Origin of the sequence: Apibacter sp. B2966 (assembly GCF_011082485.1) — a bacterium.
Classification (GTDB): domain Bacteria; phylum Bacteroidota; class Bacteroidia; order Flavobacteriales; family Weeksellaceae; genus Apibacter.
Map to the genome: position 1 here is coordinate 1,421,183 of NZ_CP049714.1, position 16,940 is coordinate 1,438,122.

Below are 16,940 nucleotides of genomic sequence, written 5' to 3' on the forward strand. Positions count from 1 at the left end.
CTCGGATAAAACATTTATTTTAGTTGACTGATTCTATTTAAATATATATTTTTGTATTAAAGATTTAATATGAAAAATCTGTTTATTTTATTTTTTGCCTTATCGATTATAAACTTATCTGCTCAAGATAAAAAATTAATCCAGTGGAAAAATTTATCAGAAGGTGACAGTCTTCAAGTGCATGGAGATAATAGGTTATTATTTGTTGATATTTTTACTGACTGGTGCGGTCCTTGTAAATTTTTAGATAAGTATACATTCCAAAATCAAGAAGTAGCCTCTTATATTAATGAGAATTTTATCCCGGTTAAATTTAATGCAGAATCTAAAGAATCCATAACTTTTAAAGGAAATACGTTCGATTACATTACAAACGGACAAGCCGGAATACAATCTTGGGCTTATTATGCATTAGGGGGTAATTTAAGATATCCTTCTATGGTATTAATAAATGATAGAGGAGAAACAGTTTCAGTAATTTCAGGATTTATGCAGCCCGAAGAGTTTTTGAATACTATAAAAAATGTAAAATCTCAATTAGACCAAAATTTAGTCAAAGACAACTAATAAAAGCTCCTTGCCTTGACGTATACCAACATTTTGAAGAATTATTGTTGTAACGCCTATGCTTATTATTGTTTCCTGTAATTATATTTGTACCGTCTGAAACTATTTCACATTCAATTAATGGATTATTTACAATCAGATAATCAACGGAATCCTTACAATTTTTTGAAGATTTATTTAATATTTGAATTTTTTTACCTTCCCATTTATAAATTTTATCTTCCTTATAAGGTCTTATTTGTATCTCATTGATTCTTTCTCCTATGCTGTAAGGATCTATAATATATCGCTTTACTAGTTCCCAATTTTCAGTTGAATCTCCTACGACTAGCAATTTCTTGCCATCCCTGAATCCCAGTAAAGAATTTTTATGATTGAATACTATAAAATTTTTCTTTCCGGATAAATGATAATCATTATATAAAATACTCAACTGAAAGAGAATTATGCATAATAAAGGCGGAATTAGATGGTTCAATTTTAATCCTGAAAGATAATTTTTTAAAAAAATCAAAGAAAATGAGGTAAAAAACAATTCCCATAAACTCAATGGAATATTTTTTAGCATTAGTGGTTCAACCGAAGATATATAGTAAGTAGAATCCACCAAAATCTTAACTAAAAAATCATAAATAGATGAAAAATATTCCTGATACTCCCACGGTAAGAAAACCAAAAATAACTCTACTATTGATGAATAAGTAATTATAAATGTATAAGGTATTATCAAAATATTGATAGGAATCGATAACAATGAAAATTGATGAAAATAAAATAATACAAAAGGAAGCGTTCCTATCTGTGCTGCTAAAGTAACCGCTAATGGATTTACGATCCATTTATTAATTTTTTTATTCTTACTTTTCATATGATAAATCAAGATGGGGGACAACCAGACAATAAAAAATACGGCTATATAACTTAATTGAAAACCCACGGAATATATTTCATTCGGATCGCATAAAAGAATAATAAAAGCAGATAAGGCCATACTGTGATAGATAGAACCGGTACGTTTCAACAATTCAAAACAATAATAAATCGTTATCATTAAGCATGATCGAAAAACAGAAGAGGTAAGTCCGACCAAACAGCCAAAAAACCATACAAATAGTAATGAAATGATAATGATAGTTTTTCTGTTTCCACTTTTCATCATTAGGGTTAATAGGTTGAAAATAATACCAAATAACAGAGCAATATGCATTCCTGATATGGCTATTAAATGCATAATTCCGGATTTAGAATAAACATCAATAGATTCTTTTTTCATTTCCGACCGATCACCCAATAAATATGCTTTTAAAAATTCTTTTGATTCTTCTCCTAATGTTGAACTTTCAATTTTTTTAACTAAATACTGATTAAAATTTTTAATCGAATAAATTAGTGATGCATGCGGCGATTCTGAAATAATCACATCTACTCTGCTCGTCTGCAAAATATAATTTCTTTTTAGATAATTCGAATAATCAAATTGATGGGGATTCAAAGCTCCTGTCGGATCAGTAATTGTAAGCTTCAAAATATATTCATTGCCTAGAGTTAAAACCGAATTATATTTTTGTTTATCAACAAAGAGCATAATAGATCCGTTGGTTGCAAACTGTTTGTTTTTATATATAATTCTTGTAACCTCTGCAGTATATTTTCGAAAATTTTTAGTTGAATTGTTTTGCTCTTTTAATATAACTGTTAGTACTTGAGATTTTCCATTTTCCTTATAATTTATATAATGATCATCTAATAAACTGTTATTTAATTCAACCACAACCATTCCAAGTAAACTCCAGCTTACTAAAGTTAAAATTGAAAATATGCCTTTGTAATCAGCTTTATTTACAATAAACCCTAAGAGCACTATAAGTAACCCCAATAAAATTAATATATAAGGAATCGGAATGAAAATGAGATCACATAAAAAAATCCCCATTATCAAAGCCAAAAAATAATATACATAAGGATTTTTTGAAAAATTCATAGAAGTTTATTTAGCTAAAAATAAAAAATTTAAAGTTGAAAGTATATAAAATTCTGCATTTTATTACATTTTTTTTCAATATAGATTTTAGTATTTTATTTAATACTATTATATTTACTACTGTAAAAGAATACAAAAACAAACTAATTAAATTAATATTTATGAATCTAAAGTATAAAGCATTAGATCTATTTTGCTTTTTAAGCATTATGGCTCCTACGGCTATTGGTTTTGCACAAAACATATCTCCGGATTCAACTCAAATTTCAGAAAAAGAAATTGACGATGTTGTAGTCATTGGAAAAGGAGTTATTGATGTTGTAAAAGAAAGAGAAACCCCTATTGCTGTCTCTATTATTAAAAAACAAGAAATCAGGGACAAAGGAGGAAATCAGGAATTTCCTGCACTTATGAAAAATGCACCTTCCATTTATGTTAATGATGCCACCGGATATGGGGATTCAAAAATGATTACAAGAGGATTTAATCAATCCAATACTGCTGTTTTGATAAATGGTCAGCCTGTTAATGGTATGGAAAGCGGAAGTGTGTATTGGACTAATTGGACCGGATTAATAGACATTGCCAACACCATCCAAGTACAAAGAGGTCTTGGGTCTTCTAAACTTGCTATATCTTCCGTTGGCGGCACCATAAATATTGTAACTAAAGCCACCGAAAAAAAAGCCGGCTCAACGGCTCGATTTTTAACGGGCAATGACGGTTTTTGGAGAACTACCTATGAATACAACAGCGGTTTACAGGGAAAATGGGGAGTATCTTTTTCAACCTCAACGTGGAGAGGCGACGGGTACAATAGAGGAACTAAAGGGTATGGTCAAAATTACTTTTTATCAATTGGCTTTCAACCCAATGAAAAGCATAATTTCAATTTTATAATTTTTGGAGCACCTCAAAATCATGATCAAAATTATTATACAAAAATATCTGATTTTAAAAGATATGGTTACCGATATAATGTAAATCAAGGATGGTTACACGGAAAAGAACTTTTATTACGAACCAATTACTATCATAAATCAGTAGCCAATTTAAATTGGGACTGGAAAATCAATGAAAAAAGTACTTTGTCTACCGTGTTCTACGGCTCTTTAGGAAGAGGTGGAGGAACCGGAGGATATGGCTCTAAATACATTGAAACTCAAAACATTTCGACTCCTCAAAGTCCCAACACCATATCCGGAAGCAGAAATCAGGAAAATGGAACCATCAGTTGGGATGCAATTTTCGATTATAATTCTACACATAATACCGATGGAATAGGAACAGGTAGTGATAATTTCATCATACGATCTTCGGTAAACAATCATCAATGGTACGGGCTGGTATCCAACTTTAATCATAAATTTAAAAAACATTTTGAATTTAATGTCGGAATTGATGGGAGAGCTTATACGGGTACTCATTTTCAACAAGCCAATAACTTTTTAGGATTATCCGGAATAACCGACAATATCTCAACCAATGTAAACGGTACCCATACTGCAACTAAAAACTATAATATTAATCCTTGGAGTTCCTTATTTAGAAATGTAAGTAGGGGTCAAAGACTGAGTTTTGATTACGATGAAACCATTCAATATATTGGAGCATTCGGACAATTTGAATATGTTAATCCATTTATGAGCGCCTTTATACAAGGAGTAATTTCCGAACAATATAATTCAAGAAAAGATCGATTTAATTACACACCCAACCATCAAAAATCTAAAACGCTAAATAATACTGGTTACAATATCAAAGGTGGAGTTAATTTTAAAATTAATGAAAATCACAATATTTTCGGTAATGCCGGATATTATTCCAGACAGCCTTTTCAGAATAATTTATTTTTAAATTGGAAAAATGATGTGAATCCGCTGGCTGATAATGAAGAAATCATTGGCTTTGAAATCGGATATGAACTTCACTATAACTTTTTGGATTTAAGTATAAATTTATACAGAACCAGTTGGAATAACAGAGTAGAAACTATTTCAAACGAAAGCATCAATCAAATAGAAAATCGATCAGGCATCGATGAACTCCATCAGGGAATTGAAGTTGAATTTCTTGCCAAGCCTATCAGAAAATTACATTTTAAAGGGCATTTATCTTTAGGCAATTGGAAATATAATGGTAATGCGCATTCTACAACGTACGATTCCAATAATTTGTCCAATATCTTAAGTGAAAAGGATATTTTATTGGATGATGTAAAAACTTCAAACGCTCCCCAATTCAGTTATGGAGTTGGTTTAGTGTATAAAGCGTTTAAAAATTTCACTTTTGATGCTGATTTAAACCGATATGAAAAATTATATTCGGATTTTGATGTAACCCGGGCGGCTCCAAATACAAAAATCGATTTAATTGAGCTACCCGATTATTTTACGTTAGATATGGGAGCTTCATATACTTTATATTTCGACAAAGCCTCATTACGTTTTAGAGCCAATGTCAACAATGCATTAAATGATGTATTTATGACCTATTCTAAAACCAATATAAAATCCGGCGATAAAGGAGCAGAAAACGTGAAATTTAAAGGAATTGATACCGCTAATCAGGTCTATTTTGGAAACGGAAGAACTTGGAATTTCGGTGTTACCTACAATTTTTAATTGATAAGTTAACGATAAATAATCCTACATACTCATAAGATGTTAAGTTAGATTATTTGGATCAAATTCATACATGATTAAATTCTAAAATACTTTTGTAATTACTTGATAATTACAATAAATAGTAGAGTAAAATAGTAATTATTTTACTCTATTTTTATTATATTTGTTTGAATAGCATTAACATTATGGATGTAATTAAAGATCAAATTATTAATAAATCAATTGAGCTGTTTACTCAAATAGGAGTTAAAGTGGTCACCATGGACATGATCAGTAAAGATTTATGCATGTCCAAAAAAACTATCTATGAACATTTTTCCAGCAAAGAAGATTTAATAAAAAACACATTCAGTAAATGCATCACCGCTGCTATTCAAGAACTTGAAAATAAAATTAAAAATTGCCCGAATATCATTCAACAAAAATTTATTATTCTTGAAGACAGCAGCCATTTTATTTTTTTTAAAGAAAACCAAACCTTATTTCAACTAAAGAGTTTTTATCCGGATATATATACCGAAATGATTTCTTTACAAAACGATTCCTTAAAAACGTTAATTAAAACAAATATTATTTTAGGTATTGAGGATGGATTATACAGATCTAAAATCAATAAAAAATTAACGGTAGAATATTTTTACCTGATTGAAAAGATTATAGCTATTGATGATAAACTTTCAGAAGTTAACGTAAATGATAAAATGGTGAAAAAATATTTTATAGAGTTATTAATACGTTCAATTGCCACTAAAAAAGGTTGTAAAGAACTTGAAAAATATATTTCTAAAAATTAAGAAGGAATTACCGAAACAGTTTTAAGTCCAAAAAAAGATGAAATGGAAATGATATGCTCAAAGACCTCTGCTTGAATTTCTTCATATTCATTCAAATCCGAAGTATCGGTAAAACAATAAATCTCTAAAGGAATTCCATAAATCGTCGGATCTAACAGCCGTATCAAAATTATATCCATTTGAGATATGCGCAAGTTTTTTTTAAGATAAACTTGTACATACTTTCTAAATATTCCCATATTCGTATGATTTATGCCTTCATCCAATGTAATAGTGGTAAAATATTCTTTGAGAAGGCTACTATTTTTCAGCTCTTCAAACTCTTTTTTTCCTAAAAACTCAATGGATTGGCTATTGAAAACAATTGACCTTTTTATTCTTCGAGTATGTGAAGTTTTCATAGGGTCATAGTTTCTAACTTCTGTGGATATCAAATCATAAGTGGGGATGGTAGATACGGTTTTGTCTTTATTTAAAATTTTAGTGGTAATTAAATTAATGTCCACAATGTTTCCTTCTAAATTATATTTGGAGATAGAAATGTAGTCGCCCGATTTTAATTGTTTGGAGTTTGAAATATTAATTCCTGCCACAAATCCTAATATAGGATCTTTGAATACCAGAATTATTACAGCCATGGTAGCCCCTATAAAGGTAAAAATATTAGAGCTTGTTAAATCAAATACAATTGAGATAATTATAAAGCTGGATAATACTATTATTAACATTTTAAGAAGTTCCAAAAACGTATTTAATCCAACGGTAACATAGCTTCTGTCTCTATTTTTTACTTGAGCATAAGAATTGATAACACTAATTAGAAATTTAGCAATAAACGTTATTAAAAATATACTGAATGCTAAATCTAAAATATGGAAACTCTGAGGATGAGGGTAAAAAATAACAGGCACTAATAAATAACATATTCCCAAAGGTAAGAGACGAAAGAAACTGGTAAATACATTTTTCTCAATAAAAGTATTCATCCATATATTTTTTGTATTGGGAACAATTTTCAATACGATTTTTAATAATACTTTACGCTGTAAAAAATCTAAAATCAAAAAAATAACCAGTATTATTAAAACTTTACTTGCAATTTGAGTAATTAAAACCACTTCATCGGGAAAATGATTCGAAATATAGCGATCCAACTGATCGATTATTGTATTTTGGTTTTTTTGCCTTAATGTAGTTGCCTCATTCATTAATCCGCTAAGTTTATATCAATTTATTAGAGATAAAGAGAAAAGTTTATAATTTATTAAGTATCTTTATAGTTACTTTTAATGTATCATATTTTATGCCTGACTTAATTTGGATAATTTTAATATTTATTCTCATACTTATTGGAATTATAGGCTCTGTTTTACCTGCATTACCGGGAACACCTATAGCATTTATAGGTTTATTAGTTTATAAGTTATGCCCTCTTGGCGAAAATCTAAGTTGGTGGTGGATTTCTTTTTGTGCGATTTTAACCATACTAGGAATGGTCATTAACTATTTTATGCCCATTCTAACAGTAAAAAAATTCGGAGGTTCCAAATACGGTGCTATCGGAGCTACTATTGGAACATTAATAGGTTTTATCGTACCCTATGGTTTTCTGTACGGACCTTTTTTAGGAGCCTTTGTTGGAGAATTGATTTATGATTTTATGAATAAAAGAGGGGCTTTAAAAGCCTCTTTGGGTGCTTTGCTAAGTTATTTTCTTTGTATGGGAGTTAATATAATTATATGCGGAATCATGATGACCATTTTTATTATCCATCTTACCTTTACTTATTTTAACGTTAATTGATAAATAAACTTTATATTTAAAGTATCAAATACAATACTTTATGAAATTATATCCGATTGAAACCGGAAATTTTAAACTCGATGGAGGCGCTATGTTCGGCATTGTACCTAAATCTATCTGGCAAAAAACACATCCTGCAGATTCTAATAATTTGGTCGATTTAGCTATGAGATGTCTTCTTATTGAAGATGGCAAAAGACTAATATTAATTGATACGGGTATTGGAAACAAACAAAATAAAAAATTTTTTGGATATTATTATTTATGGGGCGATTTTTCTTTAGAAAAATCCTTAGCACGATATGGCTTTACCTGTGATGATATTACTGATGTTTTTCTTACTCATTTACATTTAGATCATTGCGGGGGAGCCATTAAATGGAATAAAAGCAAATCGGGTTATAAACCAACATTCAAAAATGCTATTTATTGGAGCAATGAAGATCATTGGAATTGGGCCGTCCAACCTAATTTAAGAGAAAAAGCTTCTTTTTTAAAAGAAAACATTCTTCCCATTAAAGAAAGTGGTCAATTACAATTTATATCCATTCCTAAAGATAATTTTCTTAAAGATTCACCTTTAGGCTTTGATATATATTTTGTTAATGGACATACAGATAAACAAATGTTACCCGTAATAATTTATGAGGGAAAAACAATAATCTATGCTGCTGATTTGTTACCTACTACCGGACATATTCCAATTCCTTATATTGCCGGATATGACACCCGCCCCCTACTCACTATACCCGAAAAGGAACAAATTTTAAATCTTGCCGAATCTCAAAATTATTTTTTCTTTTTTGAACATGATACCGTTCATGAACTGTGTACAGTTAAAAAAACAGAAAAAGGAATCAGGCTCGATCAAACGTTTAGCTTTTTGGATATTTTTGGAAAATAAAAAACTCTATCAATCGTAATCAATGATAGAGTTTTTTTACTTCTTTAAATACTATTTTTTTAATTGTCGTTGGCTGCTTGTATAGCTGTAATAACAACCGTATTGTAAATATCTTCTATTTTTGCGCCTCTACTTAAGTCATTGATTGGTTTTCTCAATCCTTGAAGTACAGGTCCCAGCGCTAATCCTCCGGATTCCCTTTGCACCGCTTTATATGTATTATTACCGGTATTTAAATCCGGGAAAATCAATACATTTGCCTTTCCTGCAACTAAAGACCCCGGCATTTTACTGCTACCAACACTTGGAACCACCGCCGCATCATATTGAATCGGTCCTTCAATTAATAAGTCAGGACGCAAAGATTTTACCAGCTCTGTTGCTTTTCTAACTTTATCCACATCTACTCCCGCTCCTGAATATCCGGATGAATAAGAAAGCATGGCTATTTTCGGCTCAATTCCAAATTCTTTTGCTGTTCCTGCAGCAGAAATTGCTATATCTGCCAACTGTTCGTAAGTAGGATTAGGAACAATAGCACAATCACCGTAAACTAGTACCCTATCTTGTAAGAGCATGAAAAATACGGAAGAAACGGTTTTAATTCCCGGTTTTGTTTTAACAAATTGTAAAGCCGGACGTATCGTGTGAGCCGTAGTATTTTGAGCTCCCGACACCATTCCATCTGCATCTCCTTTATACACCATCATTGTCCCAAAATAGGAGGCATCCAACATTAAATCTTTAGCCTGAGCATGTTCCATACCCTTATCTTTTCTAAGTTCATATAAGGTATCAACATAATCATTTAACTTATCGTTTTCTGTATTATCTAAAACAGAAATCAGATCCGTATTCCAACTTAGTCCCAGTTGGTTAACTTTTTGTATAATTTCATCCGGTTTACCTAAAATTGTGATCTTTACAATTTCATCATCCGCTAACATGGAAGCGGCGCGTAAAATTCTCTCATCTCCACCTTCCGGTAAAACTATATGTTTGTGGGCTGCTTTAGCTTCTTTCAACAAATTATACTGGAACATTCTAGGGGTAATTCCTTCAATTTTAAATGAAGAAATTCTCTTATCAAGCTCCGGCACATCCACATATTGTTCAAACAGGTCAATATTACGTTTAATTTTTGCCGTGTTTTCAGGATAAATTGTTGATTTTATATTGTCAATAGCTGTTGCTGCTTCAAATGTTCCCATATCAACAAGCATAATAGGCATGTTTACACTCGATCCGTCAATCATTTTCATGATTGAAGCATCAGGACCTATTCCGGCAGTTAGTATTATTCCTGAAATTCTTTTAAAATTAGATAAGTTGGAAAGTAAAGTTCCAACGATTAAATCGGATCGATCACCGGGAAGTATTACAACGCAATCTTCTTCAACATAGTTAATGAATTGAGATAGTAACATTCCTCCAATCATAAACTTAGTGATGGATCGATTTAAATTTTCACTTCCATGAAGTACTTTAGCTCCTAAAACATCAGCCACTTCTTTTAGTGTAGGAAAGCTTAAAGGTTTATCGTTAGGAATTATAGATAATAAAACGGAATCACCAATGCGTTTCTTACTTTTAGTAATAACTTCTTCTATATCTTTATCACATTTATTAACAATTACCGCAATAACTTTATTATCCTTCTTTAAAAAATTGTTTAATTCCAGACTTATATTTTTAGCTAAATCGTGCGAATTTTTAAATGAATCTTTTACAACAAGAACGACCGGAATATTTAATGATTTAGCAATGATAACATTCAAATCATATTCTAACGAAGTACTACCTGCTGATATATCAGTACCATCGATTAGTACAAAGTCAAATCTATCTTCTAATGCTTTATACTTTTGAATAATACTATCGTATGCCTCATTTAATCTGCCACTATTTTGAAGATCAATAATTTCACTTTTAGTAAAAGCGTATGCATCTTCATAACTCTGATTAAGATTAAAATAAGAAATCATAGTTTCAATATGGTTGTCTTTTATCCCATCATCTAAATCATCAATAATAGGACGAAAATAACCAATATTCGGTGTTCTTCTCATTACCATTTGCAATATCCCCAAGCTAATCAAAGATTTTCCGCTATAAGGACATGTAGCCGCTACATATACTGATCTATTGTTCATTTAATATTATAATTGTAAGTATTGCAAAAGTACAAAATTGAGGAATATACATTTAATTAAATTTATAAATTAAAATATATCTAAATAATGCCTTTTATTTATTATAAAATATGATTTTTAGTAAAAAAATATGCATTCTTATTAAAATTCAACTTTCAATCCGTCATAAGCTAAAAAAACATGATTAGGCAATGTTTTTTCTACCTCTTCATGAAACCCTAGTTGATAGCTGATGTGTGTTAAATAAGCCTTTTTAGGTTTAACTTTCTCAATGATTTCCAATGCCTCAAACAAAGTAAAATGGGAAGCATGAGCTTCCTTTCTTAAAGCATTGATAACTAATACTTCTGAAAATTTAATTTTTTCTATTTCTTCTTCAGAAATAGAGGAAGCATCAGTGATATATGATAATCCCCCTATTTTATATCCTAAAATGGGCAACTTACCGTGTAAAATATGTATGGGTTGAATAGAAACATTTTGAAAAGAGATATCACCATTCACTGAATGTAATTCAAAACCGGGAGCACCCGGATATTTTACTTCTGCAAAAGCATAAGAAAATCTTCTTTTTATATCTTCTAATACCCTTTCCTTTCCAAAAATAGGAATATCTTGTCCTTTTAAAAAATTGATGGGACGCAAATCATCTAATCCTCCAATATGGTCTGTGTGTTCATGCGTTATTAATACGGCATCTACATTGGATTTATTTTCTCGCAACATTTGCTGTCTGAAATCAGGACCGCAGTCAATTAATAAATCCAAACCTTTATATTGAACCAATGCAGAAGTTCGTAATCTTTTATCTTTTTCATCTTGAGACTTACATACCGGATCATTTGAACCTATAACCGGAATTCCTTGAGAAGTTCCTGTCCCTAAGAATGTTATATTACTTTTTTGTAGTACCATAATTTTTGTAAATTTACGAACAAAAGTTGAAAATATGCTCTCTCATAAACAAGTACTAACCCCTAGGCAAAAAGCTCTTCAGATTAATTTAAATAAAGATATTTATGGGACTTTTTCTGAAATAGGAGCAGGTCAGGAAACCGTACGCTATTTTTTTAGAGCGGGCGCAGCTTCTAAAACTATTGCCAAAGCAATTTCTGCCTATGATAAAGAGGTAAGTGATTCTATTTATGGAAAAGAACCGGATAATAGATATGTTTCTCAAGCACGATTGCATAAAATGCTTGACCATGAAATTGAATTAATTGAGAAACGAATCGATAGAAGCAATTGTTCAGGCAGAAAATTTTTTTCATATGCCAACACGGTTACTACCATCAATTTTAATAAAACTTTTAAAGGGCATGGTTGGGTTGGAATCCGATTTCAATTACATGAATTAGAACCGTATAATGAAATTATTTTACATGTTCGTTTCCATGAAAACGACACTAAATTACAACAGGAAACCTTAGGTATTTTAGGAGTAAATTTAATTTATGGTTCTTTTTTTTACAGCGATAATCCAAAAAAAATAATTTCATCTCTTTATGATGAACTAAGTACTGATCAGATTGAAATTGATATGATTAATTTCAGCGGACCGGATTATGCTGCTGTGGACAATCGTTTAATGAGCTTACAATTAGTTAAAAACGGAATGGCAGATGCAGCTGTTTTTGAGCCAAACGGAAAAAATGTTCTTCCCGCGGATGAATTATATAATAAAAATATTTTCGCATTAAGAGGAAGTTTCCGTCCGGTTACCCATGTAAACATTGATATGTGTAATCAAGGTTTGAAAATGTTTATGAATGAAAAAAAGGTTACTAAAGAAAATACTAAGGTACTATTTGAGATTACTTTATCTAACCTGCTTGCTTCCGGTGAGATCAATGAACAAGATTTTCTAGATCGGGCGGATGTTTTAGGAAAATTAGGATATACTGTTTTAATTTCTAATTTTTCCGAATATTATCGTTTAGTAGATTATTTCAGCAGATTTACTACGGAACGAATCGGTATTTCAATGGGTGTTAATAATTTATTGGACATTTTTAAAGAAGGATATTATAACCACTTAAGCGGTGGTATTATGGAAGCTTTTGGAAAGCTGTTTAAGCAGCATATGCGAATTTATCTTTATCCATATGTTGATCAAGAAACAGGAGAATTTCTCAATTCTGAAAATTTAAAAGTTAATGAAAGCCTTAAAGATTTATACAAATATTTTAAAAAAAATAAGAGGATTGTAGATATTAAAGATTATAATGAATCCTATCTCAGAATTTATGGAAAGCAAATTCTTACTCAGATTGCTTCTGGTAAAAACGGTTGGGAAATTAATATGCCCAATGAAGTTGCCGATATGATTAAAGAAAAGGGTATGTTCGGGTACTCAGTGGATTATGCTATTAATTAATATTTTAATGAAATGATTATATATTCAGAAAGTTTTCACGTTGAATATCCTTTAGAAAAGGAATGGATCGATTGGGTTAAAAATACTTTAATCCCTGAAATGTATGAAATTCAAATATTCACTAAGGTTATATTTTCAAAAGTTATTTCTCATCCGGATGAATCAGGATGTACCTATTCCCTCCAATATTATACCGCTAACAAAAAAGATTTAGAAGACTATTATAAAAACCATTCCGATCGATTTGCTCAATTATTATTTCATAAGTTTGGAACCCGAGTCTTGCCTTTTAAAACTGAATTAGAGCTACTTGAAAGTTTCGAATTTTAATTTGCTATTTCTTCTATATAAAAAGAAAATATACTATACTAAACTAAGTAATTTATTATCTTCCAATCAAAGAGAGGATATAAATTTTTTTGTATAATCTAATGTTTTTTCAATTTCAATTTCTTTAATACAATCAGAAATAAACCATGTTTCATAACCTGAGGGCGGCAAATATATTCCGTGGTTAAGTAGATAATGAAAATATTTATTAAACATTTCATGATCAGCTTTTGTTGCATCATCAAAGTTTGAAACTTCTGATATACCAAAAAATACGGTCATCATCGATGAACATTGATTAATACACACGGGTATACCGGCGTTTTTAAAAATAGTTCTTAATTCATCGGATAGGATTTTTGTAGTTTGTGTAATTCTATGGAAAATATCTAAATCATCTTTCAGTATGGATAAGGTTGTATATCCGGCCCTCATAGCAATTGGATTTCCGGATAAAGTTCCCGCTTGATAAACCTTACCAACCGGAGATAAACAATCCATTATTTCCTTTCGAGCGGCAAATGCTCCGACGGGCATTCCACCTCCAATAATTTTACCATAAGTTACTATATCTGCCTGAATGTTAAAAAACTCTTGAGCTCCACCCATCTTTGCTCGAAAACCTGTCATGACTTCGTCAAAAATCAGTAATGACTGATTTTCTTCACATAGTTGCTTTAACTTAACAAGAAAATCTCCTTTAGGAGATATACATCCCATATTACCTGCTATAGGTTCTAGTATAACTGCTGCAATTTCGCCCTTATTCTTTTCGAAAACAGATTTTACAGATTCGATATCGTTATATTTAGCCAACAAAGTATCCTTTGCCGTTCCTTCCGTTACCCCCGGACTATTAGGATTTCTAAAGGTAACAGCACCACTTCCGGCTTTTATAAGAAAGGAGTCGGAATGTCCATGATAGCACCCTTCAAACTTAATAAATTTATTTTTTGATGTAAAACCTCTTGCTAATCGAATCGCAGACATACAGGCTTCTGTACCTGAATTAACCATTCTTATTTTATCAATAGAAGGAACAGAAGAGGTAATCAATTTAGCAATTTCTGTTTCTAATTCCGTAGGAGTTCCAAATGAAAACCCATTTTGCATTTGCTCTTTTACTGCTTCTACTACTTGGGGATGATTATGACCTAGAATCATGGGACCCCAAGAGTTTATATAATCTATATATGTGTTTCCGTCTTCATCTGTAAGATATGCACCTTTTGCCGATTTCATAAAAACCGGAACTCCTCCGACAGATTTAAATGCTCTAACGGGCGAATTTACCCCTCCGGGTATATATTGTTGTGCCTCTTGAAATAAAGCCTTACTTCTTTTAAATAACATCTAACAACCCTATTTTAACTTTTTCTCCCTTTTAGTAAAATTCTATCTCCTTGTTTAGGCTCATCTCCCGGAAACATTAAATTTCTTTTGTATAATTCAATTAAGGAAATACCATTTTCTTGGGCTATATCGTACATCTTCTCACCTTCCTTTACAATATGTTCTTTGTTGATTCCTTTTTTCTTTTTTGGATCTAAAAAGATTTTTTGGTTAATTACTAAACTATCTTGAAAGAGTAAATCATTATAAGATTTTAATTGATTTAATGAGATGTGATAGGCTTTTGAAATATCTTCCAACGTATCTCCTTTCCTTAATATAATATATCTTACTTTCCCATTGGGATGAATTCTAATTCTAGAGCTGGGGAATTCAAAATTATTGGTCTTAACGACAGCAATTTTCTTTACATTTTCTACTTTTTTAGCCGTTACTTTAACCGGAGTTGTTTTTTTGGGAATATCAATTTTTACTGTTTTTGTATTAGCATCTGCCAACAAAATTGATGATTCATCTACCTTTTCAATACTATTATTGGATTTATATGTATCCGGATATAACTCTGCTAACTTTTTATCTACATTATCAGAGGTTAAAGAATCAAACTGGTATAATTTATATCTTTCAATTAAATTGATTAACATATATGCGTACTTAGGATTAGTAGCATACCCTGCTTTTCTTAAACCATGTGCCCATGCTTTATAATCTTTTCTATCTAATTGAAACAGTTTTTTATAATAGGGTCTTTCTGCTAAAAATAAAGAATGGTCTCTGTAAGATTCTTTTGCAGAGGTATATTTTCTAAAACATTCTCCTCTGGCATCATCATCATGATACATTCTCCCTCCGGTCCAATCATTTTTACATTTAATGCCAAAATGATTATTTCCTACCTGTGCTAAAATACTCTGCCCGTTACCTGTTTCTAAAATTCCTTGTGCTAAGGTAATACTTGCAGGAATTTGATACATTTCCATTTCTTCTACCGCAATTTTAGCATAGGTTTGAATGTATAATTCATCTTTTTTTACAGATTCTTGAGCCAGAATGAAATTTCCTAAAACTATCGCTATTAGAAATATTCCAAATTTTTTCATGTTACAATTATAGGTTTATTTTTCTTCTTTAAGTACTTATTCATTTCTTTAATCCCTTGTAAACCTCCTGTGTGTATTGCTAAAATTTTTTTGTCCTTATGGATTTGCCCCTTTTTTATCATGTCTCTTAATCCGAACATCATTTTTCCTGTATATATGGGATCAAGGGGAATATGATTGAGATAATAAAATTCGTTAATAAAATCGATTAATTCATTCGTAATTTTAGCGTATCCTCCAAAGTGGTACTCCAAATTTACTATAAAATTTTCTTTGTTAGTATGTTTTAATAATTCTTTAACTAAAAAATGAGCGTTTTTTAATACCGGAAATCCGATTACTTGTTGGTGAGGAAGTGCTCCTACAGATAATCCCGAAACAGTTCCTCCGGTACCCATTGCAGAAGTAATTATGTCATAAGAAGAGGTTTTTTCTGATAGTATTTCTGCTGCTCCTTTTACAGCCAATGAATTTGTTCCGCCCTCAGGTACTAAATAATGATTAGGAATGGTATTAAGTATATTTTGTATATAACTCGACTGTTCTTTTAATCTATATTCATGCCTGGGTACAAAAATAAATTCCATGTCATAAGCGGAAGCTTCTGTTAATGTTAAATTATCTTTCCATTTATCAACAATTTCTTCTCCTCGAATTATACCTATAGATTGGAAACCATTCTCATTAGCTGCTGCCGCACAGGCTACAATATGGTTAGACATTGCTCCGCCAAAAGTTACCAATATTTTCTTTCCTAATTCTTTAGCTTTTTGAATATTATATTTTAATTTCCAAAATTTATTTCCTGAAATGACGGGATGAATCAGATCTTCTCTTTTTATATGAAGAACTTGATCTGTTTGTAATCCCGGTAATTGAAAAGTTTGTATAGGTACATTCATTTTATTTTCATGAAATTATTTTTATATGAATTATATGTAATGTTTTAA

At 30.8% G+C, this 16,940-nt stretch carries 14 protein-coding genes; 7 read left to right on the forward strand and 7 right to left on the reverse strand.

Features of this window, described 5'->3' with window-relative positions:
• The first annotated feature begins 69 nt into the window (after positions 1-69).
• Positions 70-567, forward strand: a complete 498-nt coding sequence (locus G8C43_RS06170) for a thioredoxin family protein (RefSeq protein ID WP_166004829.1) — start codon at positions 70-72, stop codon at positions 565-567.
• Here the strand turns inward: G8C43_RS06170 and G8C43_RS06175 are convergent.
• Positions 554-2,548 carry a ComEC/Rec2 family competence protein gene (locus G8C43_RS06175; RefSeq protein WP_166004831.1) on the reverse strand — a complete coding sequence of 665 codons (1,995 nt, stop codon included), beginning with the start codon at positions 2,546-2,548 and terminating at the stop codon, positions 554-556. The genes G8C43_RS06170 and G8C43_RS06175 overlap by 14 nt on opposite strands.
• A gap of 161 nt (positions 2,549-2,709) precedes the next feature.
• Between G8C43_RS06175 and G8C43_RS06180 the strand changes: the two genes are divergently transcribed.
• Positions 2,710-5,172 (forward strand): TonB-dependent receptor, encoded by a 2,463-nt coding sequence (locus tag G8C43_RS06180; protein WP_166004833.1) that lies wholly within the window; start codon positions 2,710-2,712, stop codon positions 5,170-5,172.
• Between the two features lie 188 nt (positions 5,173-5,360).
• Positions 5,361-5,969, forward strand: a complete 609-nt coding sequence (locus G8C43_RS06185; RefSeq protein ID WP_166004835.1) for a TetR/AcrR family transcriptional regulator — start codon at positions 5,361-5,363, stop codon at positions 5,967-5,969.
• Here G8C43_RS06185 and G8C43_RS06190 read toward each other — a convergent pair.
• On the reverse strand, positions 5,966-7,177 hold the full coding sequence (locus G8C43_RS06190) for a mechanosensitive ion channel family protein (RefSeq protein ID WP_166004837.1): 1,212 nt from the start codon (positions 7,175-7,177) through the stop codon (positions 5,966-5,968). The genes G8C43_RS06185 and G8C43_RS06190 overlap by 4 nt on opposite strands.
• Positions 7,178-7,272: 95 nt before the next feature.
• Between G8C43_RS06190 and G8C43_RS06195 the strand changes: the two genes are divergently transcribed.
• Complete coding sequence (locus G8C43_RS06195) at positions 7,273-7,773, forward strand: DUF456 domain-containing protein (protein ID WP_166004839.1); 501 nt, start codon at positions 7,273-7,275, stop codon at positions 7,771-7,773.
• A gap of 40 nt (positions 7,774-7,813) precedes the next feature.
• Complete coding sequence (locus G8C43_RS06200; protein WP_166004841.1) at positions 7,814-8,677, forward strand: MBL fold metallo-hydrolase; 864 nt, start codon at positions 7,814-7,816, stop codon at positions 8,675-8,677.
• 59 nt (positions 8,678-8,736) lie between these two features.
• Here the strand turns inward: G8C43_RS06200 and pta are convergent, their stop codons facing one another.
• Both pta and G8C43_RS06210 read right to left on the reverse strand, forming a co-directional pair.
• Positions 8,737-10,830, reverse strand: a complete 2,094-nt coding sequence (pta, locus tag G8C43_RS06205) for a phosphate acetyltransferase (RefSeq protein ID WP_105296874.1) — start codon at positions 10,828-10,830, stop codon at positions 8,737-8,739.
• A 141-nt stretch (positions 10,831-10,971) separates the two neighbouring features.
• Complete coding sequence (locus tag G8C43_RS06210) at positions 10,972-11,745, reverse strand: MBL fold metallo-hydrolase (RefSeq protein WP_160564756.1); 774 nt, start codon at positions 11,743-11,745, stop codon at positions 10,972-10,974.
• Positions 11,746-11,779: 34 nt separating this feature from the next.
• Here G8C43_RS06210 and G8C43_RS06215 point away from each other — a divergent pair, with 34 nt between their 5' ends.
• Positions 11,780-13,207 carry a TonB-dependent receptor gene (locus tag G8C43_RS06215; protein ID WP_166004843.1) on the forward strand — a complete coding sequence of 476 codons (1,428 nt, stop codon included), beginning with the start codon at positions 11,780-11,782 and terminating at the stop codon, positions 13,205-13,207.
• A gap of 12 nt (positions 13,208-13,219) precedes the next feature.
• The gene (locus G8C43_RS06220) at positions 13,220-13,537 is read left to right on the forward strand and encodes a DUF4286 family protein (RefSeq protein ID WP_166004845.1); all 318 of its coding nucleotides are present in this window, start codon (positions 13,220-13,222) and stop codon (positions 13,535-13,537) included.
• A 66-nt stretch (positions 13,538-13,603) separates the two neighbouring features.
• Here the strand turns inward: G8C43_RS06220 and hemL are convergent, their stop codons facing one another.
• Genes hemL through G8C43_RS06235 form a run of 3 tightly spaced genes read right to left on the reverse strand, consistent with a single transcriptional unit; the run spans position 13,604 to position 16,892 of the window.
• A complete protein-coding gene (hemL, locus tag G8C43_RS06225) occupies positions 13,604-14,890 on the reverse strand; it encodes a glutamate-1-semialdehyde 2,1-aminomutase (RefSeq protein WP_166004847.1) in 1,287 nt (428 codons plus the stop codon).
• A gap of 14 nt (positions 14,891-14,904) precedes the next feature.
• Positions 14,905-15,990: a glucosaminidase domain-containing protein gene (locus G8C43_RS06230; protein WP_166004849.1), complete on the reverse strand. Its 1,086-nt coding sequence runs from the start codon at positions 15,988-15,990 to the stop codon at positions 14,905-14,907.
• Positions 15,987-16,892: a 1-aminocyclopropane-1-carboxylate deaminase/D-cysteine desulfhydrase gene (locus tag G8C43_RS06235; RefSeq protein ID WP_166004851.1), complete on the reverse strand. Its 906-nt coding sequence runs from the start codon at positions 16,890-16,892 to the stop codon at positions 15,987-15,989. The genes G8C43_RS06230 and G8C43_RS06235 overlap by 4 nt, the downstream gene beginning before the upstream one ends.
• Positions 16,893-16,940: the final 48 nt, after the last annotated feature.

Bases quoted from the DNA above. Each gene is read 5' to 3' on its own strand.
- G8C43_RS06170 (WP_166004829.1), top strand. From the start codon at position 70: ATGAAAAATCTGTTTATTTTATTTTTTGCCTTATCGATTATAAACTTA.
- G8C43_RS06175 (WP_166004831.1), bottom strand. From the start codon at position 2,548: ATGAATTTTTCAAAAAATCCTTATGTATATTATTTTTTGGCTTTGATA.
- G8C43_RS06180 (WP_166004833.1), top strand. From the start codon at position 2,710: ATGAATCTAAAGTATAAAGCATTAGATCTATTTTGCTTTTTAAGCATT.
- G8C43_RS06185 (WP_166004835.1), top strand. From the start codon at position 5,361: ATGGATGTAATTAAAGATCAAATTATTAATAAATCAATTGAGCTGTTT.
- G8C43_RS06190 (WP_166004837.1), bottom strand. From the start codon at position 7,177: ATGAATGAGGCAACTACATTAAGGCAAAAAAACCAAAATACAATAATC.
- G8C43_RS06195 (WP_166004839.1), top strand. From the start codon at position 7,273: ATGCCTGACTTAATTTGGATAATTTTAATATTTATTCTCATACTTATT.
- G8C43_RS06200 (WP_166004841.1), top strand. From the start codon at position 7,814: ATGAAATTATATCCGATTGAAACCGGAAATTTTAAACTCGATGGAGGC.
- pta (WP_105296874.1), bottom strand. From the start codon at position 10,830: ATGAACAATAGATCAGTATATGTAGCGGCTACATGTCCTTATAGCGGA.
- G8C43_RS06210 (WP_160564756.1), bottom strand. From the start codon at position 11,745: ATGGTACTACAAAAAAGTAATATAACATTCTTAGGGACAGGAACTTCT.
- G8C43_RS06215 (WP_166004843.1), top strand. From the start codon at position 11,780: ATGCTCTCTCATAAACAAGTACTAACCCCTAGGCAAAAAGCTCTTCAG.
- G8C43_RS06220 (WP_166004845.1), top strand. From the start codon at position 13,220: ATGATTATATATTCAGAAAGTTTTCACGTTGAATATCCTTTAGAAAAG.
- hemL (WP_166004847.1), bottom strand. From the start codon at position 14,890: ATGTTATTTAAAAGAAGTAAGGCTTTATTTCAAGAGGCACAACAATAT.
- G8C43_RS06230 (WP_166004849.1), bottom strand. From the start codon at position 15,990: ATGAAAAAATTTGGAATATTTCTAATAGCGATAGTTTTAGGAAATTTC.
- G8C43_RS06235 (WP_166004851.1), bottom strand. From the start codon at position 16,892: ATGAATGTACCTATACAAACTTTTCAATTACCGGGATTACAAACAGAT.